This is a genomic window from Thermoflexus hugenholtzii, from assembly GCF_018771565.1.
GTDB lineage: Bacteria > Chloroflexota > Anaerolineae > Thermoflexales > Thermoflexaceae > Thermoflexus > Thermoflexus hugenholtzii_A.
Window position 1 is genome coordinate 1,771,537 of record NZ_CP076326.1, and the last position, 16,163, is coordinate 1,787,699.

Here is a 16,163-nt window from a genome sequence, read left to right on the forward strand (position 1 = left end):
GAGCGCTAACCTCGAAATCGAGGATCATAAGCCCGAATAATTTCCGAAGCAATTTCAAGCAATCGGGTTCCTAATGGTCCTGATGAAAACTCATAATCATCTGTGATCCCCCGCCCTAACCCACTGGCTAATCCAAGCAACCTTTGAGGATCGGGAATAGGTTTCTCAAGCTCGTCTAATATTTCTTCCAGCCAATTTCGCATATATTTCAAGAATTTAGGCGTCCTCGATTCGACACTCAACCTATCAATTTCGCGAATCGCATTTTCTATCTTTAGTTTGATTTCTTCCTTCATGGCGCCTCCTTAGCGTTTAGTTTTATCCAGAGGTCCAATTAATATGGCTGCTTCAGGTTGAGGAAGATAAACCTGAATGCCACCTCCAATTGCATAAGATCCGTAACTTTCAACCTGTGAAGCTACTCTTCCAATGATAACTGTAGTGCCAGCTGGGATCCGGAACACAGAGATCTTCTCCGCCGTATTCCATGGTGGGAGAGCCAGATAGCGTCGAGCGTTCCCCGGTCGAATGTAAGGCTTAGGAGAAAACCAAGGGGATCCTTTCTCACGCGCCTCACCTCCCCAATGTCGATAAACAATTAAATCTTCCTGCAAAGTCACGACTTGAGGTGTGCCTTCAAAGGCCCGCGCCACGACTTCCCGGTATTTCGGGGGGACCAGCTCCAACCACGCCGGGGGCGGACCGGAGGGCTCCTCCCCCGCTTTCCCAATCGCCGCCATCGCCAGCCCAACCAGCCATAGGGGATCCAGCCCCAGCCCTCCAGTGGATCCTTCCCCACTTGCTTCTTCCAGCTCGGTCCTCACCCGGGAAAGGGATGGGGCGATGGCCCATCCGGCACCATCAGGGAGGGCATCCATGTAACGGGGATTCCCGGAGAGCAGGGCATTGGCGAGGGCCACCTCCACCCAGTTGACGAAGACCGAGCCGCCCCGCACGATGTGCAGGGTGCCTCCCGGGGTGAACCGAACACAGAGTCCGCTTGCGTTCTCCTCCAGCAATGCGCAGTGCCCGCTGGGATCGGTGTAGCGCAGCGGGTTGTTGTAGACATACGCATACCGGTTCAGCGCCTGGGGATTCCCCGGCTCGGGCACCAGCGGGTCGGGCTGGAGGAAGCGACCCAGGGCCGGATCGTAGAACCGAGCCCGGTAATCATACAGGCCCAGCCCCGCCTCCCACCGCTGGCCGGTGAAGCGGCGGTCGGTGGGGAAGAGGCCGGTCTACCTGGCAAGCTTCTATGGAAGAGACATGAGGATTTCATCCCATGTCTGTAATAGGAAGCGAATGAGGGGTATCCTCTAATATTTCTCCTCCTTCCAGATACAAATGTTTTGCCCATATCGCAAGGGCTGTCTCAATAGATGATTCAAACGGTTGAATAGGGATCTTTCGAAAGCGGCCGCGCTTTTTTAGATAATCTCCTAAATCTGCATGAAACCCTCCATGTAGCTTATCTTTTGGTAATCCATTAATTACTTTAACGATTGTTATTCCCACATAGTTATCCCGAATATCCAGATATATCTCAATGGCTACATGCTTTCCAAGATACACCACCTTGCAAAATGTGCTTGAGCTGATTTCATATTGATGAGCACGCTTAAACCCGTAATCTGCCAGGAAAGCGAAGTATTTCTGGACAAGCCTTGCGAATTCCTGGCACTCGCTGGAAGATATGCTCATAATCTCCCTCCTTAATAATCTAGCCCTGGAACGCCACCACCATATTTCCAGAAACGCTCGTATACACGTCGGTAATTTGGATAGCCTGATAGTTGACGACGCTCTCGCCCGTAGACTATACTCGGAGGCCGTCCCAAAGGATCCGTAGGATCCAGTCGATACCTTAAGCGACGATTGAAATCAGGGCCAATGTCTACTACCTCCCGTCCCTCTCTCTTGACTGTATTTATAAATTCATCGTTGAGTTCCGGAGTCCACTTGCGTCCACCCAACCAGTCATCGATGGTCTCTCCTCCGATCTTCTGGGCATACCTTCGCACGCGCTCCATATTCTCTCCGATGACGATGGGCGGCTTCCGGATGGCTGCAGACGCGACTTCCTCCACAGCCTGTCGTGTGGCTTGTTCTCCGATCTCCCGGCCTGCCTTCAAGATCCCTTTCCGGGCCAGATCATCGAGGGGCAGGGTGACCGGGAGCAGGTCATCGGGCTCGGCGGCCTCGGTGACGGCGATGAGGGCCAGGTTGGCGGCGGCTTCGGCCCTGGCCGCCTCCGGGGCGTTGGGATCGTTCAGCACCCGCAGGCTCTGGTAGGCATCCCATGCCGTCCAGCCGTAGTCGATGATCTTGAGGGCGATGATTGCCCCGGCCACCAGGAGGGGAACGACCGGGAGATGCCCACCCCCATCGACGTAGCGCAAAGGGTTGTTGTAAACATAGGCATACCGATGGAGCGCTTGCGGGTTCCCCGGCTCGGGCACCAGCGGATCCGGCTGCAGGAAGCGGCCCAGGGCGGGGTCGTAGAAGCGGGCCTTGTAGTCATACAAGCCAAGAGAAGCCTCCCACCGCTGGCCGGTGAACCTCTTGTCGGTGACCCAAACCCCGCTCTCTACCCGAATCGCCCCATATGGAAGATACCGCGTGACCCCCGCCGGGCTTCCGCCCTGCGCCAGCACCGTGACGCTGCCCAGATGGTCCCCCACGGCCGCATCGACTGTGCTCCCCTCCCGCACCGCCACCGTCTCGCCGCCCAGCCGATAGACCTTCCGCACCACCCCGCCCCGGACCTCATTGCCCTCATCCACGACCACCGTGCGGACTCCCCCCACCTCCCGCACGACCCGGTTCCCCTCAGGGTCATACCGGAAGGAAGCCACCCGCTCGGCGCCCCGCCACGCTTCCTTCAGCCGGTTCTCGGGGTCGTAGACGTAGCCCCATTCCACCCCGCCCACGGCGCGGGGGGTAATCACCCCCCTGAGTAGTGCTCGGTGGTATAATCGGGGCCAGATTCCGACGGAGGTGGGCCCGATGAATCGAAAGCCCAATTCCCAGAACCCCCCCTGCCCTCGCTGTGGGGCCACCCATGTGGTAAAGAACGGCAGTAAGGGTGGGCGGCCCCGTTGGGTCTGTCGGAACTGCGGGCGCTCGTTTGGGCCTACCCTGGGCACGGCGATGTATCGCTTGCGTGTGACCCCTGCGGAAGTGGCGCGCACCCTGCTGGTGGTGATGCGTCGGGGGAGCCTGAGCGCCGCTGAGGAGATCACCGGCCACAAATATGAAACCATTGGCCGATGGCTCCGGATGGCCGCCCAACACGCTGAGGCCCTCACCGAGGTCCTGGTCCACGACCTGCATTTGAGCGAGGTCGAGGTGGATGCTTTCTGGTCGTTTGTCAAAAAAAGTGTCCAGAGGCTGGAGATCCAGACGCCTCGGCGGGCGGGGTGGGCCCGCGTTGGGGATGTTTGAGCCAGGACCGGGCGACTCGTTTTGTGGTGGCGTGGGGCTTTGGGTCTTCGGAGGATGAGGTCGCGCCGAAGGTGGTGGCGCAGACCCGCCAGCGCACATCTGGCAGGAGGGGCGTGATCTGGATCAGCGATGGACGGCCGGTCTACCGACGGGCGGTTCGTCAGGTCTATCGGGACGCGCAACCGACGGGAAAGCGGGGGCGTCCGCCCCTGGTGCTCACGCCTGGGGTGGGGTTGACGCAAGCGGTCAAGCGTCGTCATCAGGGCCGGATGGTGCGCGTGGAGGTGCGTCAGGTTCTGGGGAGGCGGTGGATTGCCCCTATCCGGTGCATGAGGAACGGTTGAATGGCATGTTGCGCGATCGGTTGAATGCGCTGACGCGTAAGACCCATGCCTTTGCGAAGACGACAGGGACCTGGGATGCGCTGGTGATCCTCTGTTTGTTTGAGCACAACTGGCTGCGGCCCCATCGGGCCTTGCGGGAAGCGGGGGAGGGCCTGCCGGAGGGGCGGCGGTATCGGCCGCGGACGCCGGCGATGGCCATCGGGTTGACCGATCATATCTGGACCTGGGAAGAGTTCTTGACCTTCAAGCATTATCAATACCAAAAGGAGTGACTACCGGCGCGGGGAAGGATTTCCCTTTATTCACTTGTCAAGGTGCTCGATCCCACCAGATACACCGGACGAGCCGACCAGCCTTTGATCCCCTGTTCTTTCAGCCATCGATACACCCGCTGGGAAATGATGACCAGAGGATGGGAAGCCGAAAGCACCCCAAATCGCTCCGAGGTGATGTTGAAATCGGTGGCTTGCTCCAGAACCTCGCGGGCATAGTAGATGTCGGTTTCCTCATAATACTGGATCCGCCCCCAGAAGTGGGTGTGCTTGAGGAACCTGGACTCTGTCCCGCACACCTCGCAGCGCTGCTCCTGTTCAAACTCGGTGGGTGGCGAGGCCATCGGAGGCAAGACGTTCGTGACCACCAGCTGGTAGAGTTTGGGCTCCCCCTGGTAGGGCTTGCGGTAATCCCAGACGGGGCGGAGGGCGAAGCCGGTGAAGCCGGCTTCCTGGAGCATCCGGGCAAGGCGGGCGGAGAGGATGATCTCAAAGCTATACGTGAGCGAAAGGTCCCGCTGGCCCATCAAGCGAGTGTCCACCCAGATGTCCCGCACCTGCTCCAGATGGGCTCGACAACTCGGGCAATCCCGGGCATAAGGGGCGATTCCTTTGGCTTGGCCTTCCTTAAAGTGCAGCGTGTAGTAATCATCCTCGATGGCCTGGTTGGTCAGTCGCCATTCCAGGAGGGGAGCCGCCTGGAGCTCTTCAGATGAATATACTCGCTCTATACGGATCAGACGAACGAGATCCGATTCCTGGGCTGCCTTAATGAGTATTTCAAAGGCCCTGGAACGAACGTCCACATCCACAGGATACCAATGCTTTTCAGGGTTATACAGCTTCTCTCGGCCTATTTCTCGAAGCAAAGTTGCAACCTGGGCTTTTTCCTGAGCTTGCTTGTCCGGAGGACCAGCTAAACTCCATCCCAGGCTGAACACCGCGACTCGTTTCATCGCTTCACCCCTAATCGCTCAAAATAGGACCAGATGGCCTCCAGCCATTCCGGTCGATTCAATCCTCCAGGGCCGGAACCATATACCCTCTTATAGGCTTCCCATATTTGCTGAGCGTTGTAGGAGCGTCCGGTCGGTAGCTCCCTGAACAATCGTGCGGTGACCTCTTGCTGGTGGAAGGTCCGATCCAGCACCACGGCGGGGACATCGTCTGGATCGAGACCAAACACGCGCTCGGCGAACCGTCTTTCGATAAGGTGGTGGACCTCCAGGCCCGCTTCTTTGCGCACCCCCTGCAAGATCGCTTCCCATTCCCCCGCGCTCCGGATGCCCCCGAACACCCCCAGGTCATACATCCGCCGGATCACCTGGGGAGCGGCCTCGCCCACCGCCTCCCGCAAGAAGGCCACTCCCGCCCGCAGCCCACCCTGCTGCATCCGTTCCCGCAGCCCCGCCACCAGGGCACGTCGCCCCAGATCATCCAGCGGCAACGAGACCGGGAGCCAGTCCTCCGGCTCCGCCGCCTCCAGCCCCACGGCCAGGGCCAGGTTGACTCCCGCAACCAGCTTCTCCTCATCCGTTGCCAGCGGGTTGGCCAGCGTCCGCCCCGATTGATACACATCCCAGGCGGTCCATCCATAATCGATGGCCTTCAGCAACACGATCGCCCCGGCTACTAAAAGCGGCGCCACTGGGAGATGCCCGCTTCCATCCACATAGCGCAAGGGATTGTTGTAAACATACGCATACCGGTTGAGCGCCTGCGGGTTCCCGGGCTCCGGCACGATGGGGTCCGGCTGCAGGAAACGGCCCAACGTGGGATCATAAAAGCGCGCCCAGTAGTCATACAGCCCGAGGGACGCCTCCCACCGCTGGCCGGTGAAGCGGCGGTCGGTGGGCCAGAGGCCGCTCTCCCACCGGATGGCGCCATACGGGAGATAGCGCGTGGCCCCTGCGACGCTCCCGCCCTGCGCCAGCACAGTGACGCTGCCCAGATGGTCCCCCACAGCCGCATCGACTGTGCTCCCCTCCCGCACCGCCACCGTCTCGCCGCCCAACCAGTAGACCTTCCGCACTACCCCGCCCCGGACCTCGTAGCCGTCGTCCACCACCACCGTGCGGAGGCCCCCCACCTCCCGCACGACCCGGTTCCCTTCGGGGTCATACCGGAAGGAAGCCACCCGCTCGGCGCCCCGCCAGACCTCCTTCAAGCGGTTCTCGGGGTCGTAGACGTAGCGCCATTCCACCCCGCCCACGGTGCGGGTCACCACGTTCCCGTTCCCATCATACCCCAGCGTCGTCCCATCGCTCACCGAGACCAGCTTCCACGAACGCCCGCGGTCGCTTCCGGCCCAGGCCGCATGCCAGGCCTCGTCCAGGCAGCGGACGGTGCGGCTTTTCGCCACCAGGGGGAGGTAGACCCGGTAAGGCCCCGGCGGGACAGTCGGCGGGGCGGGATCCCCATAGTCGTAAACCCAGGCCTGGGCCCCCTCCGTCCGCCGCAACCACCGCCCCCCTTCATCCAGGGTCCAGGTCCCGCTCACCGGCCCGCTCATCCCGGTGAGGCGGTCCAGCTCATCATAGGCAAAGGCCCAAACCTCCGACCACACCGTGTCCGTGATCCGCCAAACGTTGCCGGCCGGGTCGTAGGCGTAGCCCAGGTCCAGCCCCGGCCCCTGGATCCAGACCACCCGCAAGGTGCGGGGGTCGTAGGCGCGCTGGAGGAGGCCGCCCCCGAACAGGGTGAGGTTCGTGAGCTGGCCCGCGGCATTGTAGGCGGCGTTCCCGGCATAGAGGCTCCATCCAGTGAGGGCCGTGGGCCAGCCGTGCGGACCATAGGCCACCGTGAGGACCTCGCCGTCGGGGTCCACCCGCTGCGCCAGGCGGTCCATTGCGTCGTAGGCGAAGCGCTGGAGGTAGGTCTGGCCGTCCACGGTGAGGGTGGCGGTGAGGACGCGGCCCCGGGCGTCGTAGGCCCAGGTCCGCTGGATCCCCTCGGCGGTCCAGGCCCGGGTCTTGCGCCCGAGGGAGGCCCCATACCCGGGCTCATCGTAAGCGAAGCCCACGGCATACCCCGAAGGCCCCGGGTCCGGCGGGGGAACGTAAGCGGCGCCATCCGGGACGTTCGGGGTGTAGGTTTTCCCTTTCAGCCGACCGAGGGGGTCGTAGTAGGCGTTCACCGCCCAGCCCCGGGCATCCACCTGGGCGATGAGGTTGCCGGCCGCATCGTAGCGGTAGAACCAGGTGCCCATGGCGGGGTCGTCCATCCGCACCTTGCGGCCCAACGGGTCGTAGGCGATGCGGATCCGGTTGCCCAGGGGATCCCGGACATCGGTGAGGCGGTCCAGGGCATTGTAGCGATAGCGGGCCACCGCCAGGGGCTCCGCCGAAAAGGTGGGGGAGGAGAAGGTTCCTTTGAAGGCGTAGACTTCGGCCAGGCGGCCCAGGCCGTCGGCGCACCGCAGGGCCTGATGGCCGTTGGGATCCAGGGCCAGCACCCCGCCATCGGCGTAGGCGTAGCGGGTGACCGCGCCGTCGGGGGCGGTGACCGTGAGGGGACGGCCCAACGCGTCATACGTGGTGCGCACCCGGGGGGCGTTGGGGTCTGGATCCCGATAAGGGGTGACCACTTTCCCGTCCGGGGTGGTGGCGTAAGTATACTGGGGCACGAAATACGGCAGGCTCTCCTCGGCGGCCCGGCCCAGGGCGTCGTAGCGGGTATACTGGACGATCTCCTGGCCCCCTCCCGAGCAGGTCCATCCCGGACCAGGGGTCTGGCGTTCCACCCGCCGGCCCAGGCCGTCGTAATAGAGCCGCTCCCAGAAGGCCAGCCCCCCAGAACACCAGGCCAGCCCTGGCGTTCCCCGGACCAGGCGCACGACCATCAGGGGCCCGCGGTCGGTGAAGGGGAAGTCCACCCCGTCGTAGTAGCGCCATTCCTCGGTAGGGGAATCCCAGGTGTCCCCCGGCCGCACCACCGTCCGCAGCCGCCCGAAGGGGTCGTAGGTGTAAGCCGTGGCCGCTCCGTTGGGGTCGACGATCCGCTTCAAAGCCCCCACCGGCCCCCGCCCGGCGCCCGGGTCGCTCTCGTTCACCCCGTAGTGTTCATAGCGGGTGATGTGCCCCAGGGGGTTGCGCTCCCACACCCGGTAGACGCCGCTCGGATCATAGCCGAACGTCGTGGTAAAGCCCCGGGCGTCGGTGAGGACGGTGGGGTTGCCATAGACGTCGTAGGCGGCCTGCTCTCTCACCCAGCCCCAGCCTTCCTTGCCCCGATCCACCCGGGTGAGGAGGCCTTTCGTGGGTGGGGTGGTGAAGGAGGCGGCGCCGTCGTAGAAGAAGCGGGTTTCGGTCTGCAGGGCCGCCCCGCCGGTATCCTCGGAGATCCCCTCGTAGACCCGCTCCCAGGCGACTTTGTCCAGGATCCAGGCCGAGGTGTTGTAGGCATATCCCCGGTGCGTGGTGCGCTCGTCCCCGGCCACATCCAGGAAGCCGTGCTCGAAGACCGCCGTGACGTTCCCGTAGCCGTCGTAGCGCCATTCGGTGCGTGTAGTGCGGCCATCGGTCGTGGCGTCCTGGCGCTGGAGGAAGACGAAATGCGCCCCGCCCAGGGTGGGGGAAATACCGTAAGTGGAGGCAATGGCCTGAAGGACCTGCCCATTGGGGCTTCGGATCTGATGCTCCCGCGGTCGCCCCCGAACCGGCCAGGGGTCGTTCGTGGGGCCTTCAGGGAGCGCGAAGCGGGTCCACTCCACCCGCTGGGGATTCCCATTCCGGTCCTGAAAGGTCACGGTCACTTCCCGGTAGCCCAGGAAGGGGCCGCCGGTGGGAGCCGGTGAAGCCATCCGGCCAGGTGCAGCCGGTCTGGTCCTCGCCCCAGAAGAGATAGCACCGCCCCCGGCTGTCGCCGCTGTAGGCGTAGGCCTCCTGCCAGCCCCCGCCCAGGCCGTCGGTGACCTGCCGCCACGCCACCCGGTAGTTCTTGGCCTGCCAGTGGCCCCCATCCGGCGTCTCGTAGCCCACCTCGATAACGCCCCCGTAGCCGTTGTCGATCCGGGTCAGACGGGGGTAGAAAAAGCGGGCCTGGTCCCACTCGCTGCAGGGCTGGGCGAAGACGTTGCACCAGTCCTTATTGGGATACCCGGTGTAGCCGAAGGTGAAGGGCGGCAGGGCTTTCCAGGCATTGCCCTCGGGGGCCCATTCCTGGATCGCCGTCAGGATCCGCAGGCGCTTGTTCGTCTCATCCTCGGGGATGAAGGTCCCGTAGGTGAAGCGGATCTCCCGCACCACAGCCCACGTCCCATCCCCCCGCCGCCGCTCCAGCACGACCTTCTGCACGGCGTCCGTCTGCCAGAAAATGGCCGCCATCCCCGCCGCGGCGAAGTCCCATCGGTAGGCCGGGGCCCCGAAGCCGTCGTGGGGTCCGTTGCCATTCCAGCGCCGGTCCCAGAGGACCCGCACCCGGGTTCCCGGATATTCCATCTGGGTGAAATAGCTCGCCCGCTCGGAGTTCGGGTCGTCCCCGTGGCAGCCTTCGTTCGGGCCGAGGAAGCCCGCCGCCCGGAAGAGGTCGCACTGCTGGGCCAGGGTCTGCTCGGCGTAGGAGAAGGTCACCGTGACCCCGGTAGGATGCACGATCTCCTTCACCCGCCAGCGGACGGTGGCCGCCCCCGTCGTCCAGCCGCTGCCGGTCCACGGCCCGATGGACCCCCGCAGGGTCTGGCGGCTGTCAGGGGTGGTCCCCAGGCGGTAGCGGGTGCCATCCTTGAGGGTGATTTCCCAGGAGCCGTTCTCCGGCCCCGGCTGCCATTCGATCCGCCAGAACCGCTCGTCCTCGGTGCGGAAGCGATAGGTCGCGCTCCCCGGCCCGAGATACTGGACGCGATCGGGCAGCGGGGCCTCCGGCACCAGCTTCACCGCCTCCCCGTTCATCACCAGCAGCGGCACGGCGTCCCAGCACAGGTAGAAGTTCGCGCCGTCGAAGCACCGCCGCACGTTGCGCCACAGCACCTCGGCCACCTCCAGGCTCCAGCCCCAGCCCACCCCGTCCGACTGCGCCCAGGTCAGCACCCCGTCCAGCCGGCGGCTGTTATAGGCAAGGCGCAGATCCGGCCGGATGCCCCCCGGGCCCGGCGGGAGGTCGAGGGGATATGCCCACACCAGGGCCCCCGAGAAGCGATCCACCCGGGTGTCGTGGAAATTCAGCACCCAGCCGCTCTCCTTCACCCCCTGGGTGCCGGCCCCGAACACCGACAGGTGGTCGGTGGGGAAGGCCACCACCCCCGCCGCCTCGTCCAGGAGGGTGGGGGTGAGGGTCTGCCACCCCTGCCGCTTCTCGTCCCAGTGCCCCACCCAGGGCCGCAGCCAATCCGGGCGGGCGGCCCAGTTCACCAGGTCCCCCAGCCGCAGGGTCACCGTGAGGGGGGCGGCGAAGCGGGCAAGGGGCGCCCCCCGGGCATCCACGGCGGTCAGATCGAAGGCCAGGGCCAGGCCGGCCTGGCCGGCCCCCAGGCGGCGCTGCTCCCGCACGGCCAGACGCAGGCGGGCGAGGGGGACCCGGTCGGGGACCTCCACGGTGATCCGGCCGTTGAGGAAGGCCACCGGGGCGCCAGGGACGACGGGCCGTTCCTCCGGTGGAGGCAGGGGCAGAGGCGGGGGCGCGGACGGCGGAGTGGGGGAAGGCGGAGGCAGCGGGCTCTGGAAGGATGGCGAGGCCGGAGGCCAGGATGCGATCCGCCCCGGGGCGGAGGCGGAGGATCTCGGGGGGAACGCCAGGGGCTGCCCCACCAGGCTCATCACCCCGATCACCGTCACCAGGGAGCGCCACCGCACCATTGCCCACCTCACGAAACAGGGTGTGGCCATTTCATTGTGGATGACTCCCAAATGGGTTGTCAAACCTGTTCAAGGCGATCGAACCGTTCCCACCGGCGAGCGGGTAGGTTCAAGCAGACTTCTCCTAAGCCAGGCTTCAAGAGGATCTCCAGCGCCGATGGTCCGCAAAGGCGCAGTGTCCGGCCGTATGCCGGAGACGAGCAGGTCTCCCTTTAGAGAACATTCGCGTTCTGCCCAAACTTCTCCCCACCCTCAGAAAGCCGGATGCGGACGGAGGCCGCGTGGCCATGGAGCCCCTCCACCTCCGCCAGGATGGTGATCACCGGGGCCAGGCGGCGCAGCCCTTCCTCCGTGAGGGCCTCCACCTCGATCCGCCGGATGAAGGTGTCCACCGAAACCGAGGAGGCCGCCCGGGCCCAGCCCCCCGTCGGCAGGGTGTTGTTGGTCCCGGTGGCGTAATCCCCCGCCGCCACCGCCGACCACGGCCCCAGGAAGACCGACCCGGCGTGGCGGATGCGGGGGAGGACGGCCCAGGGATCGCGGGTGTAGATCGCGAGATGCTCCGGCGCGTAGGCGTTGCACACCGCGATGGCCGTCTCCAGGTCCGCGGTGACGATCAGCCCGCCGTAGGTCTCCAGGGCCTGGCGGGCGATGGGCCAGCGGGGCAGCGCCGGGCCCTGACGCTCGATCTCCCGACGCACCGCCCGGGCCAGCTCCTCGACAGGGGTGACCAGGAGACACGAGGTCTGGGGATCGTGCTCCGCCTGAGCCAGGAGCTCCGCCGCCACCCAATCCGGGCGGGCGGTCTCATCGGCCAGCACCACCACCTCCGTCGGGCCCGCCAGCATGTCGATGGCCGTCTCCCCCATCACCAGCATCTTGGCCGCCAGAACGTAAATGTTGCCGGGGCCGACGATCTTATCCACCCGCGGGATGGTCTCGGTGCCGTAGGCCATCGCCGCGATGGCGGCCACCCCACCCACCAGGAAGAAATCCGTGACCCCGGCCGCGTCCGCAGCCGCCAGCACGGCCGGATGACGCCCGGCCGGCGGGGTGCAGGCCACGATGCGGGGGACGCCCGCGACGGCGGCGGGGATCCCCAGGGCGTGGACGATGGTGGGATACACGGCGCGACCGCCCGGGATGTAAAGCCCGGCGGAATCGAGGGGCCGGATGATCTGACCGGCCAGCACCCCGGGGGCCATCTCCATCAGCCAGATCGGCCGCTCCCGCTGCGCCTCATGAAAGCGACGGACGGCCTCGGCCTCCCGGCGCAGCGCCTCCCGAACCTCCGGGGAGAGCTCCTCCCAGGCCGCGGCCATGGCCTCCCGGCTCACCCGCCACTGCGACGGCGGCCGATCCACCCCATCGAAGCGACGCATGTAGTCCTGCACCGCCGCGTCGCCCCGTCGGCGCACGTCCTCCAGGATGGCCTTCACTTCGGGGAGCACTTCCGTGAGATCCGCCCGGGCCCGCAGCAACAGGCGCCGACGCGTCTGTGGATCCAGCGCCTCCCACCGGTAGATCTCCATCGCCTTCTCCTCCCTGAGGATCAGCGAAGCCCTCGACGCTCCGCCAGGACCTGGAGCACCGCATCCCAGCTTAAGCCGCGCAGGCTCAGGCCCACCGTCAACATGTAAAGAAGATCCGCCGCCTCCTCCAGGACCCGGCGGTCGGACTGATGCCGGAGGGCCAGGAGCACCTCGACGGCCTCCTCCCCGATCTTCTTGGCGATCTCATCGGGGCCGGCGGCGAACAGCTGCGCAGTGTAGGACCCCGCCTCCGGATGATCCCGCCGGGATCCCACCACCTGCTCCAGGCGGTGGAGGATGGAGCCGGACGGCGGCGGGGTCTCGGATCCCTCCAGCGCGCGGTGGAAGCAGCTGGGCCGGCCGGTGTGACAGGTCGGGCCGGCCGGGAGGGCCTGCACCAGGACCGCGTCCGCGTCGCAATCCAGCCGGATCTCCACCACCCGGAGGACGTTCCCGGAGGTCTCGCCTTTCCGCCAGAGGCGGCCCCGGGATCGGCTCCAGAAGTGCACCTCCCCCGTCTCCCGGGTGCGCCGGAGGGCTTCCTCGTTCATCCAGCCCAGCATCAGCACCCGGCCGGTGACCGCGTCCTGCACCACCGCCGGGCGCAGCGCCTCCTCAGATCCCGAGCTCCAGCCGGAAGGGGTTGAAATCGGTGTCATAGTCGTAATAATCCTCCTGTTCCAGCTGCTTGAGGGCACCCACGACCAGATACGTCACCGGGGTCATCACCGCCTCGACGCCGACCTTGAACAGATAGTTGGTGAGCACCAGGGTCGTGAAGAGGCTCCAGGGAAACACCCCGAACAGGGAGGCCACGGTGACGAAGACCCCGGTGTCCACCAGCTCTCCAACCAGCGTGCTGCCGATGGTGCGGGACCACAGGTAGCGCCCGCGGGTGAGGATCTTCATTTGAGCCAGGGTGAAGGAGTTGGCGAACTCGCCCGACCAGTAGCCCAGGAGGCTGGCCAGGACGATGCCGCCGGTGCTCATTCCTCCCAGGATCGCCTCATACGCGCGCTGGCCGGCGTATCGCTCCCACTCGGGATCCCCCGGGAGGATCCGCACCAGCCACAGGATAAAGGCGCTCAACGCGAGACACGCGAAACCGGTCCAGATCACCCGGCGGGAGCGGCGGTAGCCGTAAACCTCAGTGAGGATGTCCCCGAAGATGTAGCTCACCGGGAAGAGGATCGTGCCGGCGTCGAAGGCCAGGCGCACGCCGAAGAGGCTCACCCCCCAATCGACGATCTTGGCCGAGGAGGCGATGTTGCTCACGATGAGCACGGTGACGAAAAGGGCCATCACCAGATCGAAGAAGCGATACGGGCGAGTGGGCATGCGGATTCCCTCCTCGAGAACGGGATGGCGATCCGCTTCACCCGGTCAGACCAGGCGGACAGGGATCCCGCGCTCCGCGAGATAGCGCTTGAGATCGGCGATGCGGAGCTCGCGGAAATGGAAGAGGGAGGCGGCCAGGGCCGCGTCGGCTTTCCCCTCGGTGAAAACCCGGTAGAAATGCTCCGGCGCCCCCGCCCCCCCGGAGGCGATGACGGGGATCCCCACCGCCTCGGCCACCGCGCGGGTGAGGGCCAGATCATAACCCTCCCGGGTGCCGTCCGCGTCGATGCTGGTGAGCAGGATCTCCCCGGCCCCCCGGCGCTCGGCCTCCCGGGCCCACGCCACCGCGTCGAGCCCGGTGGGCGTGCGCCCGCCGTGGATGTAAACCTCCCACCGGTCCGGGCCGACCCGTTTGGCGTCGATGGCCACCACCACGCACTGGGAGCCGAAGCGCCGCGCTGCCTCCGTGATCCGCTCGGGGTGTTGCACCGCCGCCGTGTTGATGCTCACCTTGTCCGCCCCGGCCCGCAGCAGGGCCCGGAAATCCTCCACATCCCGGACCCCCCCGCCGACGGTGAAGGGGATGGAGAGGACCTCCGCCACGCGACGCACCACCTCCAGCAGGATCCCGCGGTCCTCGACGGAGGCGGTGATATCCAGGAAGACCAGCTCGTCGGCCCCTTCCTCCTCATAAAAGCGGGCGTGCGCCACCGGGTCCCCGGCGTCGCGCAGGTCAACGAACCGCACCCCCTTGACCACCCGCCCGGCCCGGATATCCAGACACGGGATGATGCGCCTGGCCAGCGCCATCTTCACCTCGCCTCGCCTTCGCTTCGGATCCCCCGCGAAAGATCCCCTTCCGCTCGCAGCCAGTCCCGAACCCGCGCCACGAGCTCCCAGAGCACCCCCGCCTCTTCCCGGGCCATCCGGTAGACCGGCTCGGGGGTCACCTCCCGGTATTCATGGCTCATTTCGTTCTGAAAGCGCGCGATCCGCCGCAACCGCTGTCGGAAGGGATCCTCCCACCCCAGGCGCGCGGCCAGCTCGTCCAGGCACAGGACAAATCCTCCCGGGGCTCGGCGGAACTTGCGCGCCATGACATGGTTGCAGAGGGCGGCGGCTCCCTCCACCGCCTCCACGAGGAGCATTTTGGCCGACAGGACGTTGCGCTCATCCTCCAGGAAGGCCGGGAGGTCGAGGGTGGTGTAAACCGCGAGCCACTCCACCCGCTCCAGGATCTCCGCGCTGAGCCGAGCGACGCGCTCCGGATCGACCCTCACGGCAGCAGCTCCCTCAGGAACTGACGGACATAAGGCTCCCAGTGCATCCACTCCCAGCCCGTCCGCTCCAGGAGATCCACGAAGCGCTCCATATCGCGGATGAGCAGGGGATGGCCGTTCAGGATCTGAACCTGCAATCCCAGCGGCGCGCGGGCGAAGACCACCACATCCACAGGATAACCCAGGGCGACAGTCCAGTTAGCGGCGCGATCGAGCTCGTAGCGCTCGGGGTCCGCCCCCGGGGCCAGCCCCAGGCCGACGTCGATGTCCGCGAAGGGCAGCTCGGGATCCAGGAAGGAGCCGAAGACGGTGGCGAACTCGACCTCCGCCTCCCTCTCCACCTGCGCCCGCAGCCGGTCCAGCAGGCGCTCCCGCTCCGCCATCGGGAGAAAGAACCGCGGCCGCATCATCCAGGGCCTCCGGGTTCGGCCGGGCGCAGGCGCGCCATCGCCTCGCGCAGGGTGAACCGCCCCTCGTGCAGGGCCCGGCCGAGGATCAGCGCCTCCAGGCCGTGGGCCGCTGCCCGGGCCACCGCCTCCACGTGTTCGAGGGTCCCCACCCCCCCGGAGAGCAACACCCGCACGCCGCTGGCCCAGGCGATCCGGAGGGCCCCTTCCACGTCCGGCCCGGCGAGGGTCCCATCCCGCAAGGTGTCCGTATAAAGGATCCGACACACCCCCCGCGCGGCCCACGCCCGGGCGAAGGCCTCAGGGTCCCCCGCCGCCTCCTGCCAGCCCGCCCAGGTCAGCTGCCCTCCCCGGACCTCCACCGCCAGCACCAGACGTTCCGGGCCGAAGCGGGCCAGGGCCGCCTCCAACGATGCGGGATCCCGAATGGCCATCGTGCCCACCACCGCGCGCGCAACCCCCCAGGAGAACGCCCGCTCCAGGTCCGCCAGGGTGCGCAAGCCGCCGCCCAGCTGGACCTGAAGCGGGGCCTCCCGGACCAGGCGGGCGATCACCGCCGCGCTGGCCCCCGAGGCCCCGAAGGCGCCGTCCAGGTGGACGACGTGCAGCCAGCGGGCGCCCTCTTCCGCCCAGCGCGCCGCCTGCTCCAGGGGGTCCACCGGATACACGATCCGACGACGGGGGTCCCCCTGGATCAGGCGGACGACCTGGCCTTCGAGCAGGTCCAGGGAGGGGATCAATTCCAGCGCCATTCC

16 protein-coding genes and 1 pseudogene are annotated in these 16,163 nt (G+C 66.1%); 3 read left to right on the plus strand and 14 right to left on the minus strand.

The annotated features are described in order from the left end of the window. Positions 1-5 precede the first annotated feature (5 nt). The 4 genes and pseudogenes from KNN16_RS08125 to KNN16_RS08135 form a co-directional block, all read right to left on the minus strand. A complete protein-coding gene (locus tag KNN16_RS08125; RefSeq protein WP_303896275.1) occupies positions 6-296 on the minus strand; it encodes a hypothetical protein in 291 nt (96 codons plus the stop codon). Between the two features lie 9 nt (positions 297-305). After that, positions 306-1,211, minus strand: a pseudogene (locus KNN16_RS15175) (RHS repeat-associated core domain-containing protein); the annotation flags it as partial. Between the two features lie 64 nt (positions 1,212-1,275). Then, entirely contained in the window at positions 1,276-1,701 is a 426-nt protein-coding gene (locus KNN16_RS08130; protein WP_303896276.1) for a hypothetical protein, read from the minus strand. A gap of 11 nt (positions 1,702-1,712) precedes the next feature. After that, positions 1,713-2,948: an RHS repeat domain-containing protein gene (locus KNN16_RS08135; RefSeq protein ID WP_303896278.1), complete on the minus strand. Its 1,236-nt coding sequence runs from the start codon at positions 2,946-2,948 to the stop codon at positions 1,713-1,715. A 202-nt stretch (positions 2,949-3,150) separates the two neighbouring features. Here KNN16_RS08135 and KNN16_RS08140 point away from each other — a divergent pair, with 202 nt between their 5' ends. From KNN16_RS08140 to KNN16_RS08150, 3 genes are read left to right on the plus strand one after another with little or no spacing between them, the layout of a single operon-like run. Continuing rightward, positions 3,151-3,444, plus strand: a complete 294-nt coding sequence (locus KNN16_RS08140; protein WP_303896281.1) for a hypothetical protein — start codon at positions 3,151-3,153, stop codon at positions 3,442-3,444. After that, the gene (locus tag KNN16_RS08145; protein ID WP_303896284.1) at positions 3,420-3,788 is read left to right on the plus strand and encodes a hypothetical protein; all 369 of its coding nucleotides are present in this window, start codon (positions 3,420-3,422) and stop codon (positions 3,786-3,788) included. The genes KNN16_RS08140 and KNN16_RS08145 overlap by 25 nt, the downstream gene beginning before the upstream one ends. After that, entirely contained in the window at positions 3,785-4,060 is a 276-nt protein-coding gene (locus tag KNN16_RS08150; protein ID WP_303896286.1) for a hypothetical protein, read from the plus strand. Before KNN16_RS08145 ends, KNN16_RS08150 begins: the two co-directional genes overlap by 4 nt. Before the next feature lie 26 nt (positions 4,061-4,086). Here the strand turns inward: KNN16_RS08150 and KNN16_RS08155 are convergent, their stop codons facing one another. From KNN16_RS08155 to KNN16_RS08200, 10 genes are all read right to left on the minus strand, one after another. Further along, complete coding sequence (locus KNN16_RS08155; protein WP_303896287.1) at positions 4,087-5,016, minus strand: hypothetical protein; 930 nt, start codon at positions 5,014-5,016, stop codon at positions 4,087-4,089. After that, the gene (locus tag KNN16_RS08160) at positions 5,013-8,861 is read right to left on the minus strand and encodes an RHS repeat-associated core domain-containing protein (protein WP_303896289.1); all 3,849 of its coding nucleotides are present in this window, start codon (positions 8,859-8,861) and stop codon (positions 5,013-5,015) included. The genes KNN16_RS08155 and KNN16_RS08160 overlap by 4 nt, the downstream gene beginning before the upstream one ends. Next, entirely contained in the window at positions 8,743-10,851 is a 2,109-nt protein-coding gene (locus KNN16_RS08165; protein WP_303896291.1) for a hypothetical protein, read from the minus strand. Before KNN16_RS08165 ends, KNN16_RS08160 begins: the two co-directional genes overlap by 119 nt. Before the next feature lie 212 nt (positions 10,852-11,063). Continuing rightward, a complete protein-coding gene (hisD, locus tag KNN16_RS08170) occupies positions 11,064-12,383 on the minus strand; it encodes a histidinol dehydrogenase (RefSeq protein ID WP_303896292.1) in 1,320 nt (439 codons plus the stop codon). Between the two features lie 20 nt (positions 12,384-12,403). Beyond that, the gene (gene hisIE, locus KNN16_RS08175) at positions 12,404-13,042 is read right to left on the minus strand and encodes a bifunctional phosphoribosyl-AMP cyclohydrolase/phosphoribosyl-ATP diphosphatase HisIE (protein ID WP_299288287.1); all 639 of its coding nucleotides are present in this window, start codon (positions 13,040-13,042) and stop codon (positions 12,404-12,406) included. Beyond that, the gene (locus KNN16_RS08180; RefSeq protein ID WP_303896294.1) at positions 12,999-13,721 is read right to left on the minus strand and encodes a queuosine precursor transporter; all 723 of its coding nucleotides are present in this window, start codon (positions 13,719-13,721) and stop codon (positions 12,999-13,001) included. The genes hisIE and KNN16_RS08180 overlap by 44 nt, the downstream gene beginning before the upstream one ends. A 45-nt stretch (positions 13,722-13,766) precedes the next feature. Continuing rightward, positions 13,767-14,531: an imidazole glycerol phosphate synthase subunit HisF gene (gene hisF / locus KNN16_RS08185; RefSeq protein ID WP_088570596.1), complete on the minus strand. Its 765-nt coding sequence runs from the start codon at positions 14,529-14,531 to the stop codon at positions 13,767-13,769. 2 nt (positions 14,532-14,533) lie between these two features. Then, positions 14,534-15,001: a DUF86 domain-containing protein gene (locus KNN16_RS08190; RefSeq protein ID WP_303896297.1), complete on the minus strand. Its 468-nt coding sequence runs from the start codon at positions 14,999-15,001 to the stop codon at positions 14,534-14,536. Next, positions 14,998-15,411, minus strand: coding sequence for a nucleotidyltransferase domain-containing protein (locus tag KNN16_RS08195; protein ID WP_303896299.1), 414 nt, complete (start codon positions 15,409-15,411; stop codon positions 14,998-15,000). The genes KNN16_RS08190 and KNN16_RS08195 overlap by 4 nt, the downstream gene beginning before the upstream one ends. After that, positions 15,408-16,160, minus strand: coding sequence for a 1-(5-phosphoribosyl)-5-[(5-phosphoribosylamino)methylideneamino] imidazole-4-carboxamide isomerase (locus tag KNN16_RS08200; protein WP_303896301.1), 753 nt, complete (start codon positions 16,158-16,160; stop codon positions 15,408-15,410). Before KNN16_RS08200 ends, KNN16_RS08195 begins: the two co-directional genes overlap by 4 nt. Between the last annotated feature and the right edge of the window lie 3 nt (positions 16,161-16,163).

What these genes read in the sequence shown, in the direction of transcription:
- hisD (WP_303896292.1), bottom strand. Translation starts at nt 12,383, where the DNA reads ATGGAGATCTACCGGTGGGAGGCGCTGGATCCACAGACGCGTCGGCGC.
- KNN16_RS08200 (WP_303896301.1), bottom strand. Translation starts at nt 16,160, where the DNA reads ATGGCGCTGGAATTGATCCCCTCCCTGGACCTGCTCGAAGGCCAGGTC.
- hisF (WP_088570596.1), bottom strand. Translation starts at nt 14,531, where the DNA reads ATGGCGCTGGCCAGGCGCATCATCCCGTGTCTGGATATCCGGGCCGGG.
- KNN16_RS08125 (WP_303896275.1), bottom strand. Translation starts at nt 296, where the DNA reads ATGAAGGAAGAAATCAAACTAAAGATAGAAAATGCGATTCGCGAAATT.
- KNN16_RS08165 (WP_303896291.1), bottom strand. Translation starts at nt 10,851, where the DNA reads ATGGTGCGGTGGCGCTCCCTGGTGACGGTGATCGGGGTGATGAGCCTG.
- KNN16_RS08130 (WP_303896276.1), bottom strand. Translation starts at nt 1,701, where the DNA reads ATGAGCATATCTTCCAGCGAGTGCCAGGAATTCGCAAGGCTTGTCCAG.
- KNN16_RS08155 (WP_303896287.1), bottom strand. Translation starts at nt 5,016, where the DNA reads ATGAAACGAGTCGCGGTGTTCAGCCTGGGATGGAGTTTAGCTGGTCCT.
- KNN16_RS08195 (WP_303896299.1), bottom strand. Translation starts at nt 15,411, where the DNA reads ATGATGCGGCCGCGGTTCTTTCTCCCGATGGCGGAGCGGGAGCGCCTG.
- KNN16_RS08160 (WP_303896289.1), bottom strand. Translation starts at nt 8,861, where the DNA reads ATGGCTTCACCGGCTCCCACCGGCGGCCCCTTCCTGGGCTACCGGGAA.
- KNN16_RS08140 (WP_303896281.1), top strand. Translation starts at nt 3,151, where the DNA reads ATGTATCGCTTGCGTGTGACCCCTGCGGAAGTGGCGCGCACCCTGCTG.
- hisIE (WP_299288287.1), bottom strand. Translation starts at nt 13,042, where the DNA reads ATGACACCGATTTCAACCCCTTCCGGCTGGAGCTCGGGATCTGAGGAG.
- KNN16_RS08180 (WP_303896294.1), bottom strand. Translation starts at nt 13,721, where the DNA reads ATGCCCACTCGCCCGTATCGCTTCTTCGATCTGGTGATGGCCCTTTTC.